Genomic DNA, 15294 nt, shown 5'->3' on the forward strand with positions numbered 1-15294 from the left:
GTGGCTTTCCTTGCACCATCATTCGGGCACTTGCCCCCAGCATCACGAGGGCATAGTCTCCCCAATGTGAACGTTCACAAGGAGGAGGGCTGATGGATCGGCGCGGTTTTGTTCGTGGCGGCTTTGCGCTGGGCGCAGGTCTCGTCGTTGGCGACCGGCCGGCGTTCGCGGAGCCGATCAGTCGCGCCTTTCCGAATGATTTCCGATGGGGCTGCGCCACCGCGGCCTATCAGATCGAAGGCGCGGTCAACGAGGATGGACGCGGCAAGACGAACTGGGACGTGTTCGCTCACACCCCCGGCAAGATCGCCAACGGCGATACGGGCGACGTCGCCTGCGACAGCTATCACCGTCACGCGGAGGACGTCGCGCTGCTGAAGGCGTTGGGGGTCAACAGCTACCGCTTTTCGGTCGCGTGGTCGCGCATCTTTCCCGAGGGGCGTGGTCGCGCCAATCAGAAGGGCGTGGATCATTACAGCCGCGTCGTCGACCAGCTGCTTGCCGCCGGCATCGAGCCGTATCTCACCCTGTTCCACTGGGATTTGCCGGCCGCCCTGCCCGGCGGATGGCAAAACCGCGACACCGCCCTTGCCTATGCCGACTACGCGGGTTTCATGGCGGGCAAGCTGTCCGATCGCGTGGGTAGCTTCATGACTGTCAATGAGTTGCGGTGCTTCACCGACCTGGGTCATCTCACGGGCATCCACGCGCCCGGCCTCAAGCTCGCCGCACGGGAGGTGAACCAGGTCCGCCATCACGGCGTGCTTGCGCATGGGTTAGGTGTCCAGGCGATCCGTGCGCACGGGCGGGCCGGCACTCAGGTCGGGATTGCCGACAACGCCACCGTCTACGTGCCCGCGATCGAGACGCCCGAGCACGTCGCCGCCGCGCGAACGGCCTTCCGCGAGAACAACGCCATGTTCCTGACCGCGATCATGGAAGGACGTTACCTCGACAGCTATCTGGCCAAAGCGGGTGCCGACGCCCCGCAGGTGAAGCCCGGCGACATGGCCGCGATCGGCAGCCCGCTCGATTTCGTGGCGCTCAACATCTACGCGCCCGAATGGGTCCGAGCGGACGATGGACCGAAGGGCTATGCGATCGTGCCCCACCTGGCCTCGTCGCCGCGCATGGCATCGCCCTGGCTCGTCGTCGGTCCCGAGGCCGCCTATTGGGGCGTCCGCCTTGTCGGCGACCTGTGGAAGCCGGAGATGCTCTACATATCGGAGAACGGCGCTTCGGCGGACGATCCCGTGGTCAATGGCCGCATCGACGATGCCGATCGCGTCATGTATCTGCGCAACTATCTCGGCCAGTTCCACCGTTCGATCGCGGAGGGCTATCCGCTCCACGGCTACTTCCTCTGGAGTCTGCTCGACAATTTCGAATGGGCCGATGGCTATGGCAAGCGTTTCGGCATCCACCATGTCGATTTCGCGACGCAGCGACGCACTCCCAAGCTCAGCGCCGCGTGGTATCGGGAGGTGATCCGCCAGAACCGTTTAGTCTGAACGTGCGAAGTCGCCGCCACGCCCGACGACGAACGGCGATGAAGGCGATCCACACCTTCTCGATCGGAATGAAACCCTATGGCATTTGCCCGACATCGAAGTCCATAGGGCAGCGGCCCCCCGGCCGGCGTGTCGCGGGCGAAGTGGTGACCTTGTCCTCACCGCCACAATGGCCGTTGCTCGGCCAGCAGGTTGCGGATCGCCGTCGCCGCCACCCCGGCCTCGCCCATCGCGTGGCTGATCTGGTCCAGCCCCTTCACCACGTCGCCGGCCGCGAACAGGCCCGGGACGCTGGTACGCTGGTGGTCGTCGACCTCCAGGCAGCCCTCGTCGCTCGCCCGCGCGCCCGCCGCGACCGCCAGTTCGGAGCGGATGTGCGAGCCGAGCGCGGGATAGATGCTGTCGAAGTCCTGCCGCCCCTCGGCGGTGTCGAGCGCCAGCCGCTCGCCCTCGATCGCCCAGCCGCCGCACGGCCCATCGACGTGACGGATGCCCGCTTCGTCGAGCTTGGCTTCGCACGCCGGATCGAGCCCATGCGCGCCGTCCGGCGCGATCAGCGTCACGTCGCGCGTGTAGCCGCGCAGGAACAGCGCCTCGCGCATGCCGTGATCGCCGGTGCCGATCACGCCGACGCGTTTGTCGGTCACCTCATAGCCGTCGCAGATCGGGCAGTAGCGCAGCAGCCCCGCCGCGAGCGCCCGATCGTGCAGCGCCGGGTCCATCGCGGGCCGGTGATTGACCACGCCCGTCGCCAGCAGCACGGCGCGCGCGGGGTGGCGCGCGCCGCCGACGACCACGGTAAATCGTCCGTCCTCCAGCTCGATTGCTTCCACCGCCGCCGCCTCGCGCACGACGCCGAACCGTTCCGCCTGCCGCCGCATCAGCAGCAGGAGGTCGATGCCCGGGATGCCGTCGGGATGGCCCGCATGGTTGCGCGTGCACGGTATCAGCGCCGCCCGGCTGGAGCCGCAGTCGAACAGCCGGATGCGCAGGTGGAAGCGCGCCAGATAGATCGCCGCGGTCAGCCCGGCCGGGCCGCCGCCGATGATGATGCAGTCGTCCATTCGTCTTGCGCAGCCGCCTCGATGTATATACGTCCTGTATCTACAGGAGTGTTCGTGATGACCAACGAATACAGGGCCAAGGTGTTCAAGTCCGGCAACTCGGTCGCGCTGCGCCTGCCCAAGGCCTTGGGGATCGCGGAAGGGACCGAGATGGTGGTGCGCGAGGAGGCAGGCAAGTTCGCGTTCGAGCCCGTCGGACGATCCAAACGCAAGTTCAACATCGACAAAGTGTGGGGCTGCGCCGCCGGCTCGGGGCTGCAGCCGATCCAGTCCGACGATCGCGTCTTCGAACATCGGCCGCTGCTCTGGGAAGACCCGGAGTGGAGGGCCAGGAACGGCAGCGGAACGTGAAGTTTCTGCTCGATTCCAATATCGTCATTGCCGCGGCCCTTGGTACCGGCGACAACGTCCTGCGCGGCAGAATGGCCGCGTGTGATGATGGCGACCTCGTGATGTCGGCGATCGTCTATGCCGAGGTGCTGCACGGGTCGGTACGCGACAAGCCGCCGTCGATCGATCGTTTGCGGGCGTTCGTGGAGGAGGTGCCCGTCCTGGAGTTCGACCGGGCCGCCGCCACGGCGTACGCGTCATTGGGGTTCCGGCGGGCAAGCTACGATCAATTGATCGCCGCCCATGCTCTGGCGCTGGATGTGACGCTCGTGACCGATAACGAGCGCGACTTTGTCGAGATACCAAAGCTGCAGGTGGAAAACTGGGTCCGGTGACCTTCGCCGCGACCGTCCTCACCCTCTACCCCGAGATGTTTCCCGGGCCGCTGGGCGTGTCGCTCGCCGGCCGGGCGCTGGGGGAGGGGCGCTGGTCGTGCGAAGCGGTGCAGATCCGTGACTTCGCGACCGATCGGCACCGTTCGGTGGACGATACGCCGGCCGGCGGCGGTGCGGGGATGGTGCTGCGCGCGGACGTGCTCGCCGCCGCGCTCGACAGCGTCGCGGACGCCGAAGACCTGCGGCGCCCCGCGATCGCGCTCACCCCGCGCGGCACGCCGCTGACCCAGGCGCGGGTGCGGGCGCTCGCCGCCGGGCCGGGCGTGATCCTGCTCTGCGGCCGCTTCGAGGGCTTCGACGAGCGACTGTTCGCGGCGCGCGCCATCGAGCAGGTATCGCTCGGCGACATCGTCCTCTCCGGGGGCGAACCGGCGGCGCTGGCACTGCTCGACGCTTGCGTTCGCCTCCTGCCCGGCGTAATGGGCGCACCCTCCAGCGGCGTGGACGAGAGCTTCGAAACGGGGCTGCTCGAATACCCGCATTATACCCGACCCGTCGAATGGGAAGGGCGCTCGATCCCCGAGGTGCTGCGGTCTGGGGATCATGCGCGGATCGCGGCCTGGCGCAAGCAGCAGGCCGCGACCGATACAAGGCTAAGGCGGCCGGACCTTTGGGAGCGCCATGGGGGTGCTCGGGGTCCGTCGCCCTCTGGCGCGCGGCGCGAGACGGACGGATAGACCATGAACCTGATCCAGCAGCTCGAAGCCGAGCAGATCCAGAAGCTGACCCAAGCGCGCCCCATTCCCGAGTTCCGCCCCGGCGACACGCTCAAGGTCGGCGTCAAGGTGGTCGAGGGCGAGCGCACCCGCGTCCAGGCCTATGAGGGCGTCTGTATCGCCCGCGCCAACAAGGGCATGGGCTCGTCCTTCACCGTCCGCAAGATCAGCTTCGGCGAGGGCGTCGAGCGCGTCTTCCCACTCTACTCGCTGTCGATCGACACGATCGAGGTGGTGCGCAAGGGCGCCGTGCGCCGCGCCAAGCTCTATTACCTGCGCGGCCGCACCGGCAAGTCGGCGCGGATCGCCGAACGCCGGGACACGCGCCCGGCCAAGGGCACCGTCGCCGCCGAATAGTCCGTCGCCTCCCTTGCTTGCCGATGCTGTGTTGTTGAGATAACACAGGCGGCAGGGAGGGGCGATCATGGCGGACCTGGTGATGACCACCGCGGTCGCGAGCCCGGCGGAGCCGGACGGCGCGCCGCGGCTGGCGCTGCTCGACATCCTGCGCGGGATCGCGATCCTCGGCATCCTGTTCATGAACGTCAACGACATGGGCGGCTCGCTGATCGGCAGCGGCGAGTTCCCGCGCGCGCTGGGCTGGACGGGCGCGGACCGGATCGCGTGGTGGCTGCGCGAGGTCCTCGCCAACGGCACCGCGCGCTGCCTGCTCGAGATGCTGTTCGGGGTCGGGATGGTCATCCTGACCGATCGCGCCGCCACCCGGCTCGGCGAGGGGCGGGTGCTCGGCGCCTACGCCTTCCGCAACATCGTCCTGTTCCTGTTCGGGCTCGTCCACATCTTCGTCCTGCTGTGGCCGGGCGACATCCTCCACACCTATGGCCTGGCGGCGCTGGTCGCGATGCTGTTCCGGCGGCTGCCGCCGCGCGCGCTGCTCGCGATCGGCCTCATCATGGCGACGGTGCAGATTGGTGGGGCGGGGACGTCCATCATCCAGGCGCAGCATCGTCGCGCCGACGGCGCCGCGCTGCTGGTCAAGCGCGATCACGGCCCGGGGCTCACCCAGCCCGAGCGCCAGCGGCTGGCGCAATTCGAGCAGCGCAGGTCCGCCCGCGCGCGCGGCAAGGCCGCCGACCAGAAGGAGATCGACGCCGAGAACCGGGCGCGCACCGCCGGGCCGGCGCGCTGGATCGGGTCCGCCTGGCACGTGATGATCTATCTGGAGCAGAGCGGATTCGAGCTGTTCGCGATCTGGGAAGCGGCCGGCACGATGCTGATCGGCGCCGCGCTCTATCGCTGGGAAATCATCCAGGGCGGTCGCTCGCGCGCCGTCTACCTGCGGCTGACCGTGCTCGCCTATCTGATCGGGCTCAGCCTGCGCGCGGGCGAGGCCTGGGCCGTCACGCGCTTCGACGACTGGCCCTATCTGGTCTACGCGACCGGCGAATATGCGCGGCTGGCGACGACGCTCGGCCATCTCGGGCTCGTCAACCTGCTGTTCGGCACCGCCGCCGGCGCGCGCCTGCTCCGGCCGTTCGAGGCGGCGGGACGCACCGCGCTGTCGATCTATGTCGCGCAGACCTTGCTGTGCCTGTGGGTACTCTACCCGCCCTGGGGGCTGGCGCTCTACGGCCGACAGGGCTGGGCCGGACTGATGTTGACGGCGTCGGCGGTGGACCTGCTGCTGCTCGCGCTGGCGAACTGGTGGGTGAAGCGCTTCGCCATCGCGCCGGTCGAATGGGCCTGGCGCTCGATCATCGCCAGACAGGTGCTGCCGTTCCGGCGCGGTGCGGCGGCGGGGCAGGGCGGGCTCGCGGCGGCCTGAGGCGCGGGCGACGTCCGCTGGCCAGACCGCGACCATGGTTGCCGGTCGGGCTGGCGGCGCGTCATGTCCTGCCTGGATCCACCAAATCCCTCGCAAAGTTGATTTGGATCAGTAGTGTCATTTCGATCGGACGTTCATGAGCCGGCCATGCAGTCGTCAAGCGCAACCGCGTCCATCGTCGCTCGTGCCGATGCGGCGCTGCGCGCGGGTCAGCGGCAACAGGCGGCGACGCTGCTCGAAGAGGCGGTCGGCCAGTCGCACGACAGCGCGATCCTGCTTCGCCTGGCGGTCGTCCGGCGCGCCCTCGGCGAGATCGAGGCGGCGCTGAGCGTAACCGAGGCCGCGATCAAGGCAGACCAGACGAACTTTCTCGCCCTGCTGATGCGCGCAGACCTGCTGCAGGCCACGGATGCCCTCGACCTTGCCGGTCGGACCTATCGCGCCGCCTTGCGCTACGCACCACCGGACTCGGCGCTGTCTCCCCCCATCAGACATCAGCTCGACCGGGCACGTGAGCGCGCCGCTGCGGACCAGGACTGGCAGCAGTCCGTCGTCCGATGGGGCGAGCGTCCCGAAGCGCGACTGGACGATCATGCGCGCGCGCGCGTGGACGGTTTCCGCACCAGCGTGCTGGAAAACTTCGCCCGTGGCCCGCTGGATCCGTCAAGGTTCATCATCCCGGGCCTTCCGCATCGCGAGTATTTCGAGAAGGACGAGTTTGCCGGCATCGAGGACCTGCTGGCGGAGACCGACAGCATCCGCCGCGAATTCCTCGACTTGATCGACGCGAAGGCGGGCGCTTTCGGGAATGTCTATCAACATGCCGATCAGACCGACCTGAACGCCGATGTGCGACGCTGGTCGATGATACCGTTGATCCGCAGCGGCCGGACGGTCGACGAGTTCGCCGATCACTGTCCCAGGACCATGGCCCTCGTGCGCCGGTTGGCGAGCCCCGCCATCGCGCTGATCGCGCCAAGCGTCTGGTTTTCCGTGTTGAAGGCCGGGGGGCACATCGCACCGCATACTGGCATCACCAACGCCCATGTCATCCTGCACATCCCGCTGATCGTGCCGTCGGATTGTGCCTTCCGCGTCGGTGGCGAAACCCGCCAATGGGAGATCGGCACGCCACTGATCTTCGACGACACGATCGAGCATGAAGCCTGGAACAAGAGCCAGGAGGATCGGGTCGTCCTGATCGCCGATCTCTGGCGACCCGAGCTTGCGCCGGCCGAAAGAATGGCGGTCACCGACCTGATGAACCGGCAGCTGATCCGGGCAGCGTAGCACCCCCGGGGGACCTCCGCGCAGTCTGGACGAGGTGCGCGAGAGGTGGGGACGGGCGGGGGACAATGGCCCCCGCGCTCCGCCTACTGATCCAGGAAGCTGCGCATCTTGCGGCTGCGCGAGGGATGCTTGAGCTTCCTGAGCGCCTTGGCCTCGATCTGGCGGATGCGCTCGCGCGTCACGGAGAACTGCTGGCCGACCTCTTCCAGCGTGTGGTCGGTATTCATGCCGATCCCGAAGCGCATCCGCAGCACGCGCTCCTCGCGCGGCGTCAGTGACGCCAGGACGCGCGTAACCGTCTCCTTCAGGTTCGCCTGGATCGCGGCATCGACGGGGATCACCGCGTTCTTGTCCTCGATGAAGTCGCCGAGGTGGCTGTCTTCCTCGTCGCCGATCGGCGTTTCGAGGGAGATCGGCTCCTTGGCGATCTTCATCACCTTGCGGACCTTCTCCAAGGGCATGGATAGGCGCTCCGCCATCTCCTCGGGCGTGGGCTCGCGGCCCTGCTCGTGGAGGAACTGGCGGCTGGTGCGGACCAGCTTGTTGATCGTCTCGATCATGTGCACCGGGATGCGGATCGTGCGCGCCTGGTCGGCGATGCTGCGGGTGATCGCCTGGCGGATCCACCACGTCGCATAGGTCGAGAACTTGTAGCCGCGGCGATACTCGAACTTGTCGACCGCCTTCATCAGGCCGATATTGCCCTCCTGGATCAGGTCCAGGAACTGCAGCCCGCGGTTGGTGTACTTCTTGGCGATCGAGATGACGAGGCGCAGGTTCGCCTCGACCATCTCCTTCTTGGCGATGCGCGCCTCGCGCTCGGCCTTCTGCACCGTGTTGACGATGCGGCGGAACTCGCCGAGCGCCATGCCGGTCTGCTGCGCGATCTCGCTGATCTCGATGCGGATGCGGTCCACCGCCGCGCCCTCGTTGGTCGCGAACGCCGTCCATTTCTTGTCGGTCTTGCCCACCGAGGCGAGCCAGCTGTCGTCCATCTCGTGGCCGACATAGCTGTCGAGGAACGCCTTGCGCGGCACCTTGTGGCGCTCGGCCAGGCGCAGCATCTGCCCGCCCAGCGCGGTCAGGCGGCGGTTGAAGGCGTAGAGCTGGTCGACGAGATACTCGATCTTGGCGTTGTGGAACTGGACGCTCTCGACCTCGGCGGTCAGCTCCTCGCGCAGCTTCTGGTATTTGCGCTCGTCCGCGGCCGATAGGTCGCCGCCCGCGCCCATCGCGTCGAGGCGGTGCTGCTGGACCTTGCTGAACTTCTTGTAGAGGCCCGTGATGTTGGCGAAGCGTTCCAGCGCCTGCGGCTTGAGCTGCTCCTCCATCTGCGCGAGGCTGAGGGTGTTGTCCTCCTCCTCGTCGTCGGACGGGCGCGGCGCGCGGCGCTCGGTGAGGTCGTCCTCCTCCTCGTCGGCGGGCGCCTCGTGCTTGACGTCCTCCTCCTCCTTGAAGGACGGGCCGGCGGCCTGCTCGCTGATCTCGCCGGTATCGTCGTCCTCGGACGCCGCGACCTGCTCGGCGGACGGGCCCTTGGAGAGCATCGCGTCGAGATCGAGGATCTCGCGCAGCTGCATCGAGCCTTCGTTCAGCTGGGTCGACCAGTCGATGATGGCGTGGAAGGTGATCGGGCTCTCGCACAGCCCCAGGATCATCGTGTCGCGGCCGGCCTCGATGCGCTTGGCGATCGCGATCTCGCCCTCGCGTGACAGCAGCTCGACCGCCCCCATCTCGCGCAGGTACATGCGGACCGGATCGTCGGTGCGATCGATCGTCTCCTTCTTCTTGGTCTCCAGCGCGGGGGCATTGTCCTGCTCGGCGTCAGCGACATCGGGCTCGTCGTCCGGCGTTTCGGGTTCGGCGTCGCCTTCTTCGCCGGCCTCGTCGTTGTCGACGATGTTGATGCCCATTTCGGACAGCGCGGCGCTGACGTCCTCGATCTGGTCGGAGGTCATCTCGCCCTGGGGGAGCGCTTCGTTGAGCTGGTCATAGGTGATGTAGCCGCGCTTCTTGGCACGGGCGATCACCTTCTTGATCTGCGCGTCGGACAGGTCCAGAAGGGGGGCATCCGTCGTCTCGGGCGCCTCGGCCGTGTCCGCCGCCAGTGTTGCTTTCGCCGCCATCAATGATCCTCAAGCGAGAGACGCGCGCGCGTCTTCGGCCGCATCACATAGGTTTGCAAGCCGCATTTCCAAGGCTTGCTTCTCGCGCACGAGGCCGATCTGACGCGCGAACGCGTCGTCGTCGAAATGGCGCTGCATCGCGTGCGTCGCCGCGGCGAGCGCTTCCTCGATCTCGGGGGCGGCGACCATGATCGCGATCGCCTCGTCCAGATCGGCGGCGGCGCGGACGGGATCGCCGCCGGCCTGCGTGAAGGAATAGGGCGTCGCGTCGCCGCGCAGCAGCGCGGTCGCGGCGGCGTCGCAGCCATGGCGCGTTAGTGCGATGCGCAGCTGGCCGGCGTCGCGGTGATCGGCGGCGGCGAGGTCGACCAGCGCGCCGCAGAGCCGGTCGAGCTCCGCGTCGGCGAAGCGCAGCCCGCCCAGCACGTCAAGATGCCGGGCGATCTCGCCCGGATGGCGGATCAGGCCGGCGAGCACGGGCTTGGCGAGGATGCGGTCGATGCCGCCGTCCCGGACGGCCCTGGCGTCGGCGGTCACCGGCGCGAGCGGCTCCTTCCAGCCGCGCGCCATGCGGTTTCCAGGCGGCTGCGGGCCGCGGGGCACGAAGGCGCGACGCGGTGCGGCAAACGCCCTGTGGAACTGGGCGTCGAAGCGGCGGCGGAACTCGGCGGTGTATTCGGTGCGGACGCCGGGATGCGCGATGCCGCCGGCGAGGTCGGTCAGCCGCTGGCGCAGGCCCGCCCGCTGCTCGGGCGTGTCGAGCGGCTGCGCGTCGCGCTCCGTGGTCCACAGCCGCTCGACCAGCGGCTCCGTCCGGCGCAGCACCGCGTCGAGCGCCGTCGCCCCCCCGGCGCGGACCAGATCGTCCGGGTCCTGCCCCGCCGGCAGCGTCGCGAAGGCGATGCTGCGGCCGGGCTGGAGCAGCGGCAGCGCGCGGTGCGCGGCCCGCAGCGCCGCCTTCTGACCCGCGGCGTCGCCGTCCAGGCAGAGCAGCGGCACGTCGGCCAGCCGCCACAGCCGCTCCAGCTGCGTCTCGGTCAGCGCGGTGCCGAGCGGCGCGACCGCTTCCGCGACGCCGGCCTGGGCGAGCGCGACCACGTCCATATAGCCCTCGACCACCACCACGCGCGCCTTCGCGCGTGCGGCGGCGGCGGCGCGATCGAGATTGAACAGCGTGCGACCCTTGTCGAACAGCGGCGTGTCGGGCGAGTTGAGGTATTTGGGTTCGCCCTCTCCGATGACGCGGCCGCCGAACGCGATCACCCGGCCCCGCGGGTCGCGGATCGGGATCATCAGCCGGCCGCGGAACCGGTCGTACGGCTCCTTTTCCTCGACCTGGATCAGCAGCCCGGCCTCGATCAGCAGCGGATCGCCATACTCCTTCAACGCCCCCCGCAGCCGGCCGCGCGCGTCGGGGGCGAAGCCGAACTGGAAGGCGCGGGCGGTCGCCTCGGTGACGCCCCGGCGCTTCAGCAGCGCGCGCGCCTCGGCGCCGTCCAGCCCGGCGAGCTGCTGCGCGAACCAGTCCGCCGCCGCCTGCATCGCCTCGTGCAGGCCCTTGGCGCGTTCCTGCCGCTCTGCGGCGCGCGGGTCGGGCGCGGGCACCTCCAGCCCGGCCGCCTGGGCAAGCTCCTTCACCGCGTCCATGAACGGCAGCCCGCGCTGATCGGTCATCCACCGGATCGCGTCGCCATGCGCGGAGCAGCCGAAGCAATGGTAGAAGCCCTTGTCGTCATTGACGTAGAAGGAGGGCGTCTTCTCGTTGTGGAACGGGCAGCACCCGCGCACCTCGCGCCCGGCGCGGGTGAGCTTCACGGTCCGCCCGATCAGCGCCGAAAGGCCGGTGCGGGCGCGAAGCTCGTCGAGGAAGGCGGGGGTGAGGGTCATGGCGACGATTCGGTATGCCGCAAAGCGCGTCCGTACGGTAGGCTTGTCGCCTGCTCCTCCACCGCGCTAGCGGGGGAGGGGGACCGCCGCTGAGCGGTGGTGGAGGGGGCTCGCCATGCGCCTGAAAGGAAGCGACGGCGCCAGAAGGCGCGCTCGGGTAGCGCGTCGAGCAATGAGCGCCGCCGAAGTCGCGCTCTGGCGGGAACTGCGCAAATCACCGGCCGGATTCCACTTCCGTCGCCAGCATCCGGCCGGCGTCTATGACCTTGATTTTTACTGCGCTCCCGCCGCGTTGGCCATCGAAGTCGATGGCGAATTCCACGATCGCGGCGATCAGCCCGAACGCGATGCGATCCGCGATGCGTGGGTTGCCGAGCAGGGCGTCCTTACCTTGCGGTTCACCGCCCAGGACGTGTTTCGCCGGCTGGAAGCCGTGCTGAACCACATCGTGTCTGTTGCAATGTCGCGCCAGCCGCCATCAACTATTTGACGCGCTCGCCTCCCTTGCTCCTCAACGGCGATAGCGGGGGAGGTGGCACGCGAGCCCGCTCGCGTGGCGGAGTGGGTTTCGCGCAAACCTCAGCGTCGCGCGAGCCCCCTCCACCCCTCGCTTCGCGAGCGGTCCCCCTCCCCCGCTAGCGCGGTGGAGGAGCGGGAGTCCTCACCCCAACGCCGCCTTCACCAGCGCGCTCGCCTTGCTCATGTCGAGGCTCGCCGCGTGGCGCGTCTTCAGCGCGGCCATCACCCGGCCCATGTCCTTCATGCCGCTCGCGCCGAGCTCGGCCTTGATCGCCGCGATCGCCGTGCGCGTCTCCGCCTCGCTCATCTGCGCAGGGAGAAAGCGTTCGATCACCGCGATCTCGCGTTCCTCCGCCGTCGCCAGCTCCTCGCGGCCGCCCTGGCGATACAGCTCGATCGACTCGCGGCGCTGTTTCACCATCTTCTGCAGCACCTCGACCACCAGCGCGTCGTCGTCGGGTGGGTTGGCCTGGGTGCGCGCCTCGATGTCGCGGTTCTTCACGGCGGCCTGGATCAGGCCGATGGCGGTGCGGCTTTCCTTGTCGCCGGCCTTCATGGCGGCGATCTGGGCGTGCTTGATGGTATCTCGAATCATGATGGCATCTTTAGTCCGGTTCTTGCGAACCGGAAGGTGCGGTTGACCTATACAAAAGCGCGGGCTAGCGGCCGGGGCTTAGTGACATCGTGACCTCGAACGGAGTGCCAGCCTCCTTATGGCCGACACCGTCTCTCCGCGCGCGCGCGCCAAAGCTCCCCACGGCGCGACCGGCTGCCTGGTCCTGGCGTCGGGCGAGGTGGTGTGGGGCCACGGCTTCGGCGCCGAAGGGCAGGCGGTGGGGGAGGTTTGCTTCCACACCGCGATGACCGGCTATCAGGAGATCATGACCGACCCGAGCTTCGCGGGCCAGATGATCTGCTTCACCTTCCCGCATATCGGCAATGTCGGCGCCAACCCCGACGACGTCGAGGCGGACGGCCCGCACGCGCTGGGCATGATCGTGCGCGAGGCGCCGACCGCGCCGTCGAACTTCCGCGCGGTCGAGCGGCTCGACGGGTGGATGAGGCGGCACGCCCGGATCGGCCTTGCCGGCGTCGACACGCGCGCGCTGACGCGCCGGATCCGCGAGGGCGGCGCACCGACCGGCGTGATCGCGCACGCTGCCGACGGCCTGTTCGACCTCGACCTGCTGCGCGCGATGGCGGACGCCTGGCCGGGGCTGGAGGGGATGGACCTGGCGAAGGGGGTGTCGACGCAGACGCATTACGGCTGGGACGGCGGCGTGTGGCGGCTCGGGTTCGGCTACGGCGACGAGTCCCCCTCCCGCTTGCGGGAGGGGCTAGGGGAGGGCGTGTCCGCAGAAGCCGACCTCTCGACAAGCCCTTTCCCGACCCCTCCCGCAAGCGGGAGGGGAGAAACTCGCCCCCACGTCGTCGCGGTCGATTACGGCTCGAAGCACACCATCTTCCGCCACCTGGCGCTGGCCGGCGCGCGGGTGTCGGTGGTGCCCGCGACCGCCTCCTTCGCCGACATCATGGCGCTGCAGCCGGACGGCTTCTTCCTCTCCAACGGCCCCGGCGATCCGGCCGCGACGGGCGAATATGCCGTGCCGGTGATCCGCGCGATGCTCGATACGGGCAAGCCGCTGTTCGGCATCTGCCTCGGCCACCAGCTGCTCGGGCTGGCGGTGGGCGGGCGCACGACCAAGATGTTCCAGGGCCACCGCGGCGCCAACCACCCGGTCAAGCGGCTGAGCGACGGCGCGGTCGAGATCACCAGCATGAACCACGGCTTCGCGGTCGAACGCGGGAGCCTGCCCGAGGGCGCGACCGAGACGCACGTCTCGCTGTTCGACGGCAGCAACGCCGGGCTGGAGCTGGACGGCGGGCGGGCGTTCAGCGTCCAGTATCACCCCGAGGCGAGCCCGGGGCCGCAGGATAGTCTTTATCTGTTCGAGCGGTTTGTGGGGATGCTGAGGCAGCCGGCGATATGAGAGCCCGGATTGGCTCAGCAGCAATAGTAGCTCTGTTGTGCATGACTGGTGCAAGCTCTCCTGTTAAGGGTTCGAGGCAGACGTCAGCATGGACTCATCTCGACGGGCCACCGACCGACCCGTGCCTAGGTCCGATATACAACATCAATGTGCAACCTCACGAGACTTTGGCTGCGACGTCGAAAGACGGCCGGGTTTATTGGTCAGTGATGGTGGGCGATCGGGGACTTGAGGCGGCTGCGTGCTTTGCCGATCACACACAATTAGAGGGCACACCGTCAGACATTGCCCTCGGGGCTTTGCCGAAAGCGGCGTTCGTTGCACTTCAGCGTGCCACACGAGAGGTGATGACTGAGCAGTCCGCTCAGGTCACATCCGTGCAAGCCGAAGCCTACATCGCCGAGACGACGCCCTTGCAAGGTGAGCTAGAAGGGAAACTTACGGCGATGATAGCAGCGGAGCGTCGTCGAAACCCAAAGTTTCCTCGCAACACTCCCTACTTTTCTCCTCCGATCCCGCCGCTTCCATCAAACAATCAGCCTCTTCCCGCCCCTTCGAAGTCCTGAGATACATGCCCAAGCGCACCGACATCTCCTCCATCCTCGTCATCGGCGCGGGGCCGATCGTCATCGGCCAGGCGTGCGAGTTCGACTATTCAGGCACGCAGGCGATCAAGGCCCTGCGCGAGGAGGGGTATCGCATCGTCCTGGTCAACTCCAACCCGGCGACGATCATGACCGATCCCGAGCTGGCCGACGCCACGTACGTGGAGCCGATCACGCCCGCGGTCGTCGCGCGGATCATCGAGGTCGAGCGGCCGGACGCTGTCCTGCCGACGATGGGCGGCCAGACCGCGCTCAACACCGCGCTGGCGCTGTTCCGCGACGGCACGCTCGCCAGGTTCGGCGTGCAGATGATCGGCGCCGACGCCGACGCGATCGACATGGCGGAGGATCGGCTCAAGTTCCGCGACGCGATGGACCGGATCGGGCTGGAGAGCGCCAGGTCCGCGATCGCGCACAACGAGGCCGAGGCGCTGGCGGGCCTGGACAAGGTCGGGCTGCCCGCGATCGTACGCCCCTCCTTCACGCTCGGCGGCACCGGCGGCGGCGTCGCCTATAACCGCGAGGAGTTCCTCGACATCGTCCGCAAGGGGCTCGACGCCAGCCCCACTAGCGAGGTGCTGATCGAGGAATCGCTGCTCGGCTGGAAGGAATATGAGATGGAGGTGGTCCGCGACCGCGCGGACAATTGCATCATCATCTGCGCGATCGAGAATGTCGATCCGATGGGCGTCCATACCGGCGATTCGATCACCGTCGCGCCGGCGCTGACGCTGACCGACAAGGAATATCAGATCATGCGCAACGCCAGCATCGCGGTGCTGCGTGAAATCGGCGTAGAAACAGGCGGTTCCAACGTCCAGTTCGCGGTCAATCCGAAGGACGGGCGGCTGGTCGTCATCGAGATGAACCCGCGCGTCAGCCGCTCGTCGGCGCTGGCGTCCAAGGCGACCGGCTTCCCGATCGCCAAGGTCGCGGCGAAGCTGGCGGTCGGCTACACCCTCGACGAGATCGACAACGACATCACCGGCGCGACGCCGGCGAGCTTCGAGCCGA

General features: G+C 68.2%; 14 protein-coding genes. 10 read left to right on the forward strand and 4 right to left on the reverse strand.

What is annotated here, in order from left to right; translation table 11 throughout:
• The first annotated feature begins 92 nt into the window (after positions 1–92).
• Complete coding sequence (locus ACFE64_RS05735) at positions 93–1511, forward strand: GH1 family beta-glucosidase (protein WP_375391496.1); 1419 nt, start codon at positions 93–95, stop codon at positions 1509–1511.
• A 158-nt stretch (positions 1512–1669) separates the two neighbouring features.
• On the opposite strand, the gene ACFE64_RS05740 is transcribed toward ACFE64_RS05735, so the two are convergent.
• Complete coding sequence (locus tag ACFE64_RS05740) at positions 1670–2575, reverse strand: NAD(P)/FAD-dependent oxidoreductase (RefSeq protein ID WP_375391497.1); 906 nt, start codon at positions 2573–2575, stop codon at positions 1670–1672.
• Positions 2576–2632: 57 nt separating this feature from the next.
• On the opposite strand from ACFE64_RS05740, the gene ACFE64_RS05745 reads away from it, so the two are divergent.
• The 6 genes from ACFE64_RS05745 (at position 2633) to ACFE64_RS05770 (ending at position 7152) form a co-directional block, all read left to right on the forward strand.
• Positions 2633–2926, forward strand: coding sequence for a hypothetical protein (locus ACFE64_RS05745; protein ID WP_375391498.1), 294 nt, complete (start codon positions 2633–2635; stop codon positions 2924–2926).
• The gene (locus ACFE64_RS05750; RefSeq protein ID WP_375391499.1) at positions 2923–3300 is read left to right on the forward strand and encodes a type II toxin-antitoxin system VapC family toxin; all 378 of its coding nucleotides are present in this window, start codon (positions 2923–2925) and stop codon (positions 3298–3300) included. The genes ACFE64_RS05745 and ACFE64_RS05750 overlap by 4 nt, the downstream gene beginning before the upstream one ends.
• Complete coding sequence (trmD, locus tag ACFE64_RS05755) at positions 3297–4037, forward strand: tRNA (guanosine(37)-N1)-methyltransferase TrmD (RefSeq protein WP_375391500.1); 741 nt, start codon at positions 3297–3299, stop codon at positions 4035–4037. The genes ACFE64_RS05750 and trmD overlap by 4 nt, the downstream gene beginning before the upstream one ends.
• 3 nt (positions 4038–4040) lie before the next feature.
• The gene (rplS, locus tag ACFE64_RS05760) at positions 4041–4433 is read left to right on the forward strand and encodes a 50S ribosomal protein L19 (protein ID WP_375391501.1); all 393 of its coding nucleotides are present in this window, start codon (positions 4041–4043) and stop codon (positions 4431–4433) included.
• A gap of 67 nt (positions 4434–4500) precedes the next feature.
• Positions 4501–5862 carry a DUF418 domain-containing protein gene (locus ACFE64_RS05765; protein WP_375391502.1) on the forward strand — a complete coding sequence of 454 codons (1362 nt, stop codon included), beginning with the start codon at positions 4501–4503 and terminating at the stop codon, positions 5860–5862.
• Positions 5863–6009: 147 nt separating this feature from the next.
• Positions 6010–7152, forward strand: a complete 1143-nt coding sequence (locus ACFE64_RS05770) for an aspartyl/asparaginyl beta-hydroxylase domain-containing protein (RefSeq protein ID WP_375391503.1) — start codon at positions 6010–6012, stop codon at positions 7150–7152.
• A gap of 83 nt (positions 7153–7235) precedes the next feature.
• Here ACFE64_RS05770 and rpoD read toward each other — a convergent pair whose 3' ends face one another.
• Both rpoD and dnaG read right to left on the reverse strand, forming a co-directional pair.
• Positions 7236–9278 (reverse strand): RNA polymerase sigma factor RpoD, encoded by a 2043-nt coding sequence (rpoD, locus tag ACFE64_RS05775; RefSeq protein WP_375391504.1) that lies wholly within the window; start codon positions 9276–9278, stop codon positions 7236–7238.
• A gap of 9 nt (positions 9279–9287) precedes the next feature.
• Complete coding sequence (gene dnaG, locus ACFE64_RS05780; protein ID WP_375391505.1) at positions 9288–11165, reverse strand: DNA primase; 1878 nt, start codon at positions 11163–11165, stop codon at positions 9288–9290.
• A 115-nt stretch (positions 11166–11280) separates the two neighbouring features.
• Here dnaG and ACFE64_RS05785 point away from each other — a divergent pair, with 115 nt between their 5' ends.
• The gene (locus ACFE64_RS05785) at positions 11281–11655 is read left to right on the forward strand and encodes an endonuclease domain-containing protein (protein ID WP_375391506.1); all 375 of its coding nucleotides are present in this window, start codon (positions 11281–11283) and stop codon (positions 11653–11655) included.
• A 171-nt stretch (positions 11656–11826) separates the two neighbouring features.
• Here the strand turns inward: ACFE64_RS05785 and ACFE64_RS05790 are convergent, their stop codons facing one another.
• Positions 11827–12279 (reverse strand): GatB/YqeY domain-containing protein, encoded by a 453-nt coding sequence (locus ACFE64_RS05790; protein ID WP_375391507.1) that lies wholly within the window; start codon positions 12277–12279, stop codon positions 11827–11829.
• A 118-nt stretch (positions 12280–12397) separates the two neighbouring features.
• Here ACFE64_RS05790 and carA point away from each other — a divergent pair, with 118 nt between their 5' ends.
• Together carA and carB are read left to right on the forward strand one after the other, a co-directional pair.
• Positions 12398–13675: a glutamine-hydrolyzing carbamoyl-phosphate synthase small subunit gene (gene carA / locus ACFE64_RS05795; RefSeq protein WP_375391508.1), complete on the forward strand. Its 1278-nt coding sequence runs from the start codon at positions 12398–12400 to the stop codon at positions 13673–13675.
• A gap of 571 nt (positions 13676–14246) precedes the next feature.
• The coding region (gene carB, locus ACFE64_RS05800; RefSeq protein ID WP_375391509.1) for a carbamoyl-phosphate synthase large subunit at positions 14247–15294 on the forward strand (1048 nt) is incomplete at its 3' end.

The organism is uncultured Sphingomonas sp., assembly GCF_964250165.1.
Classification (GTDB): domain Bacteria; phylum Pseudomonadota; class Alphaproteobacteria; order Sphingomonadales; family Sphingomonadaceae; genus Sphingomonas.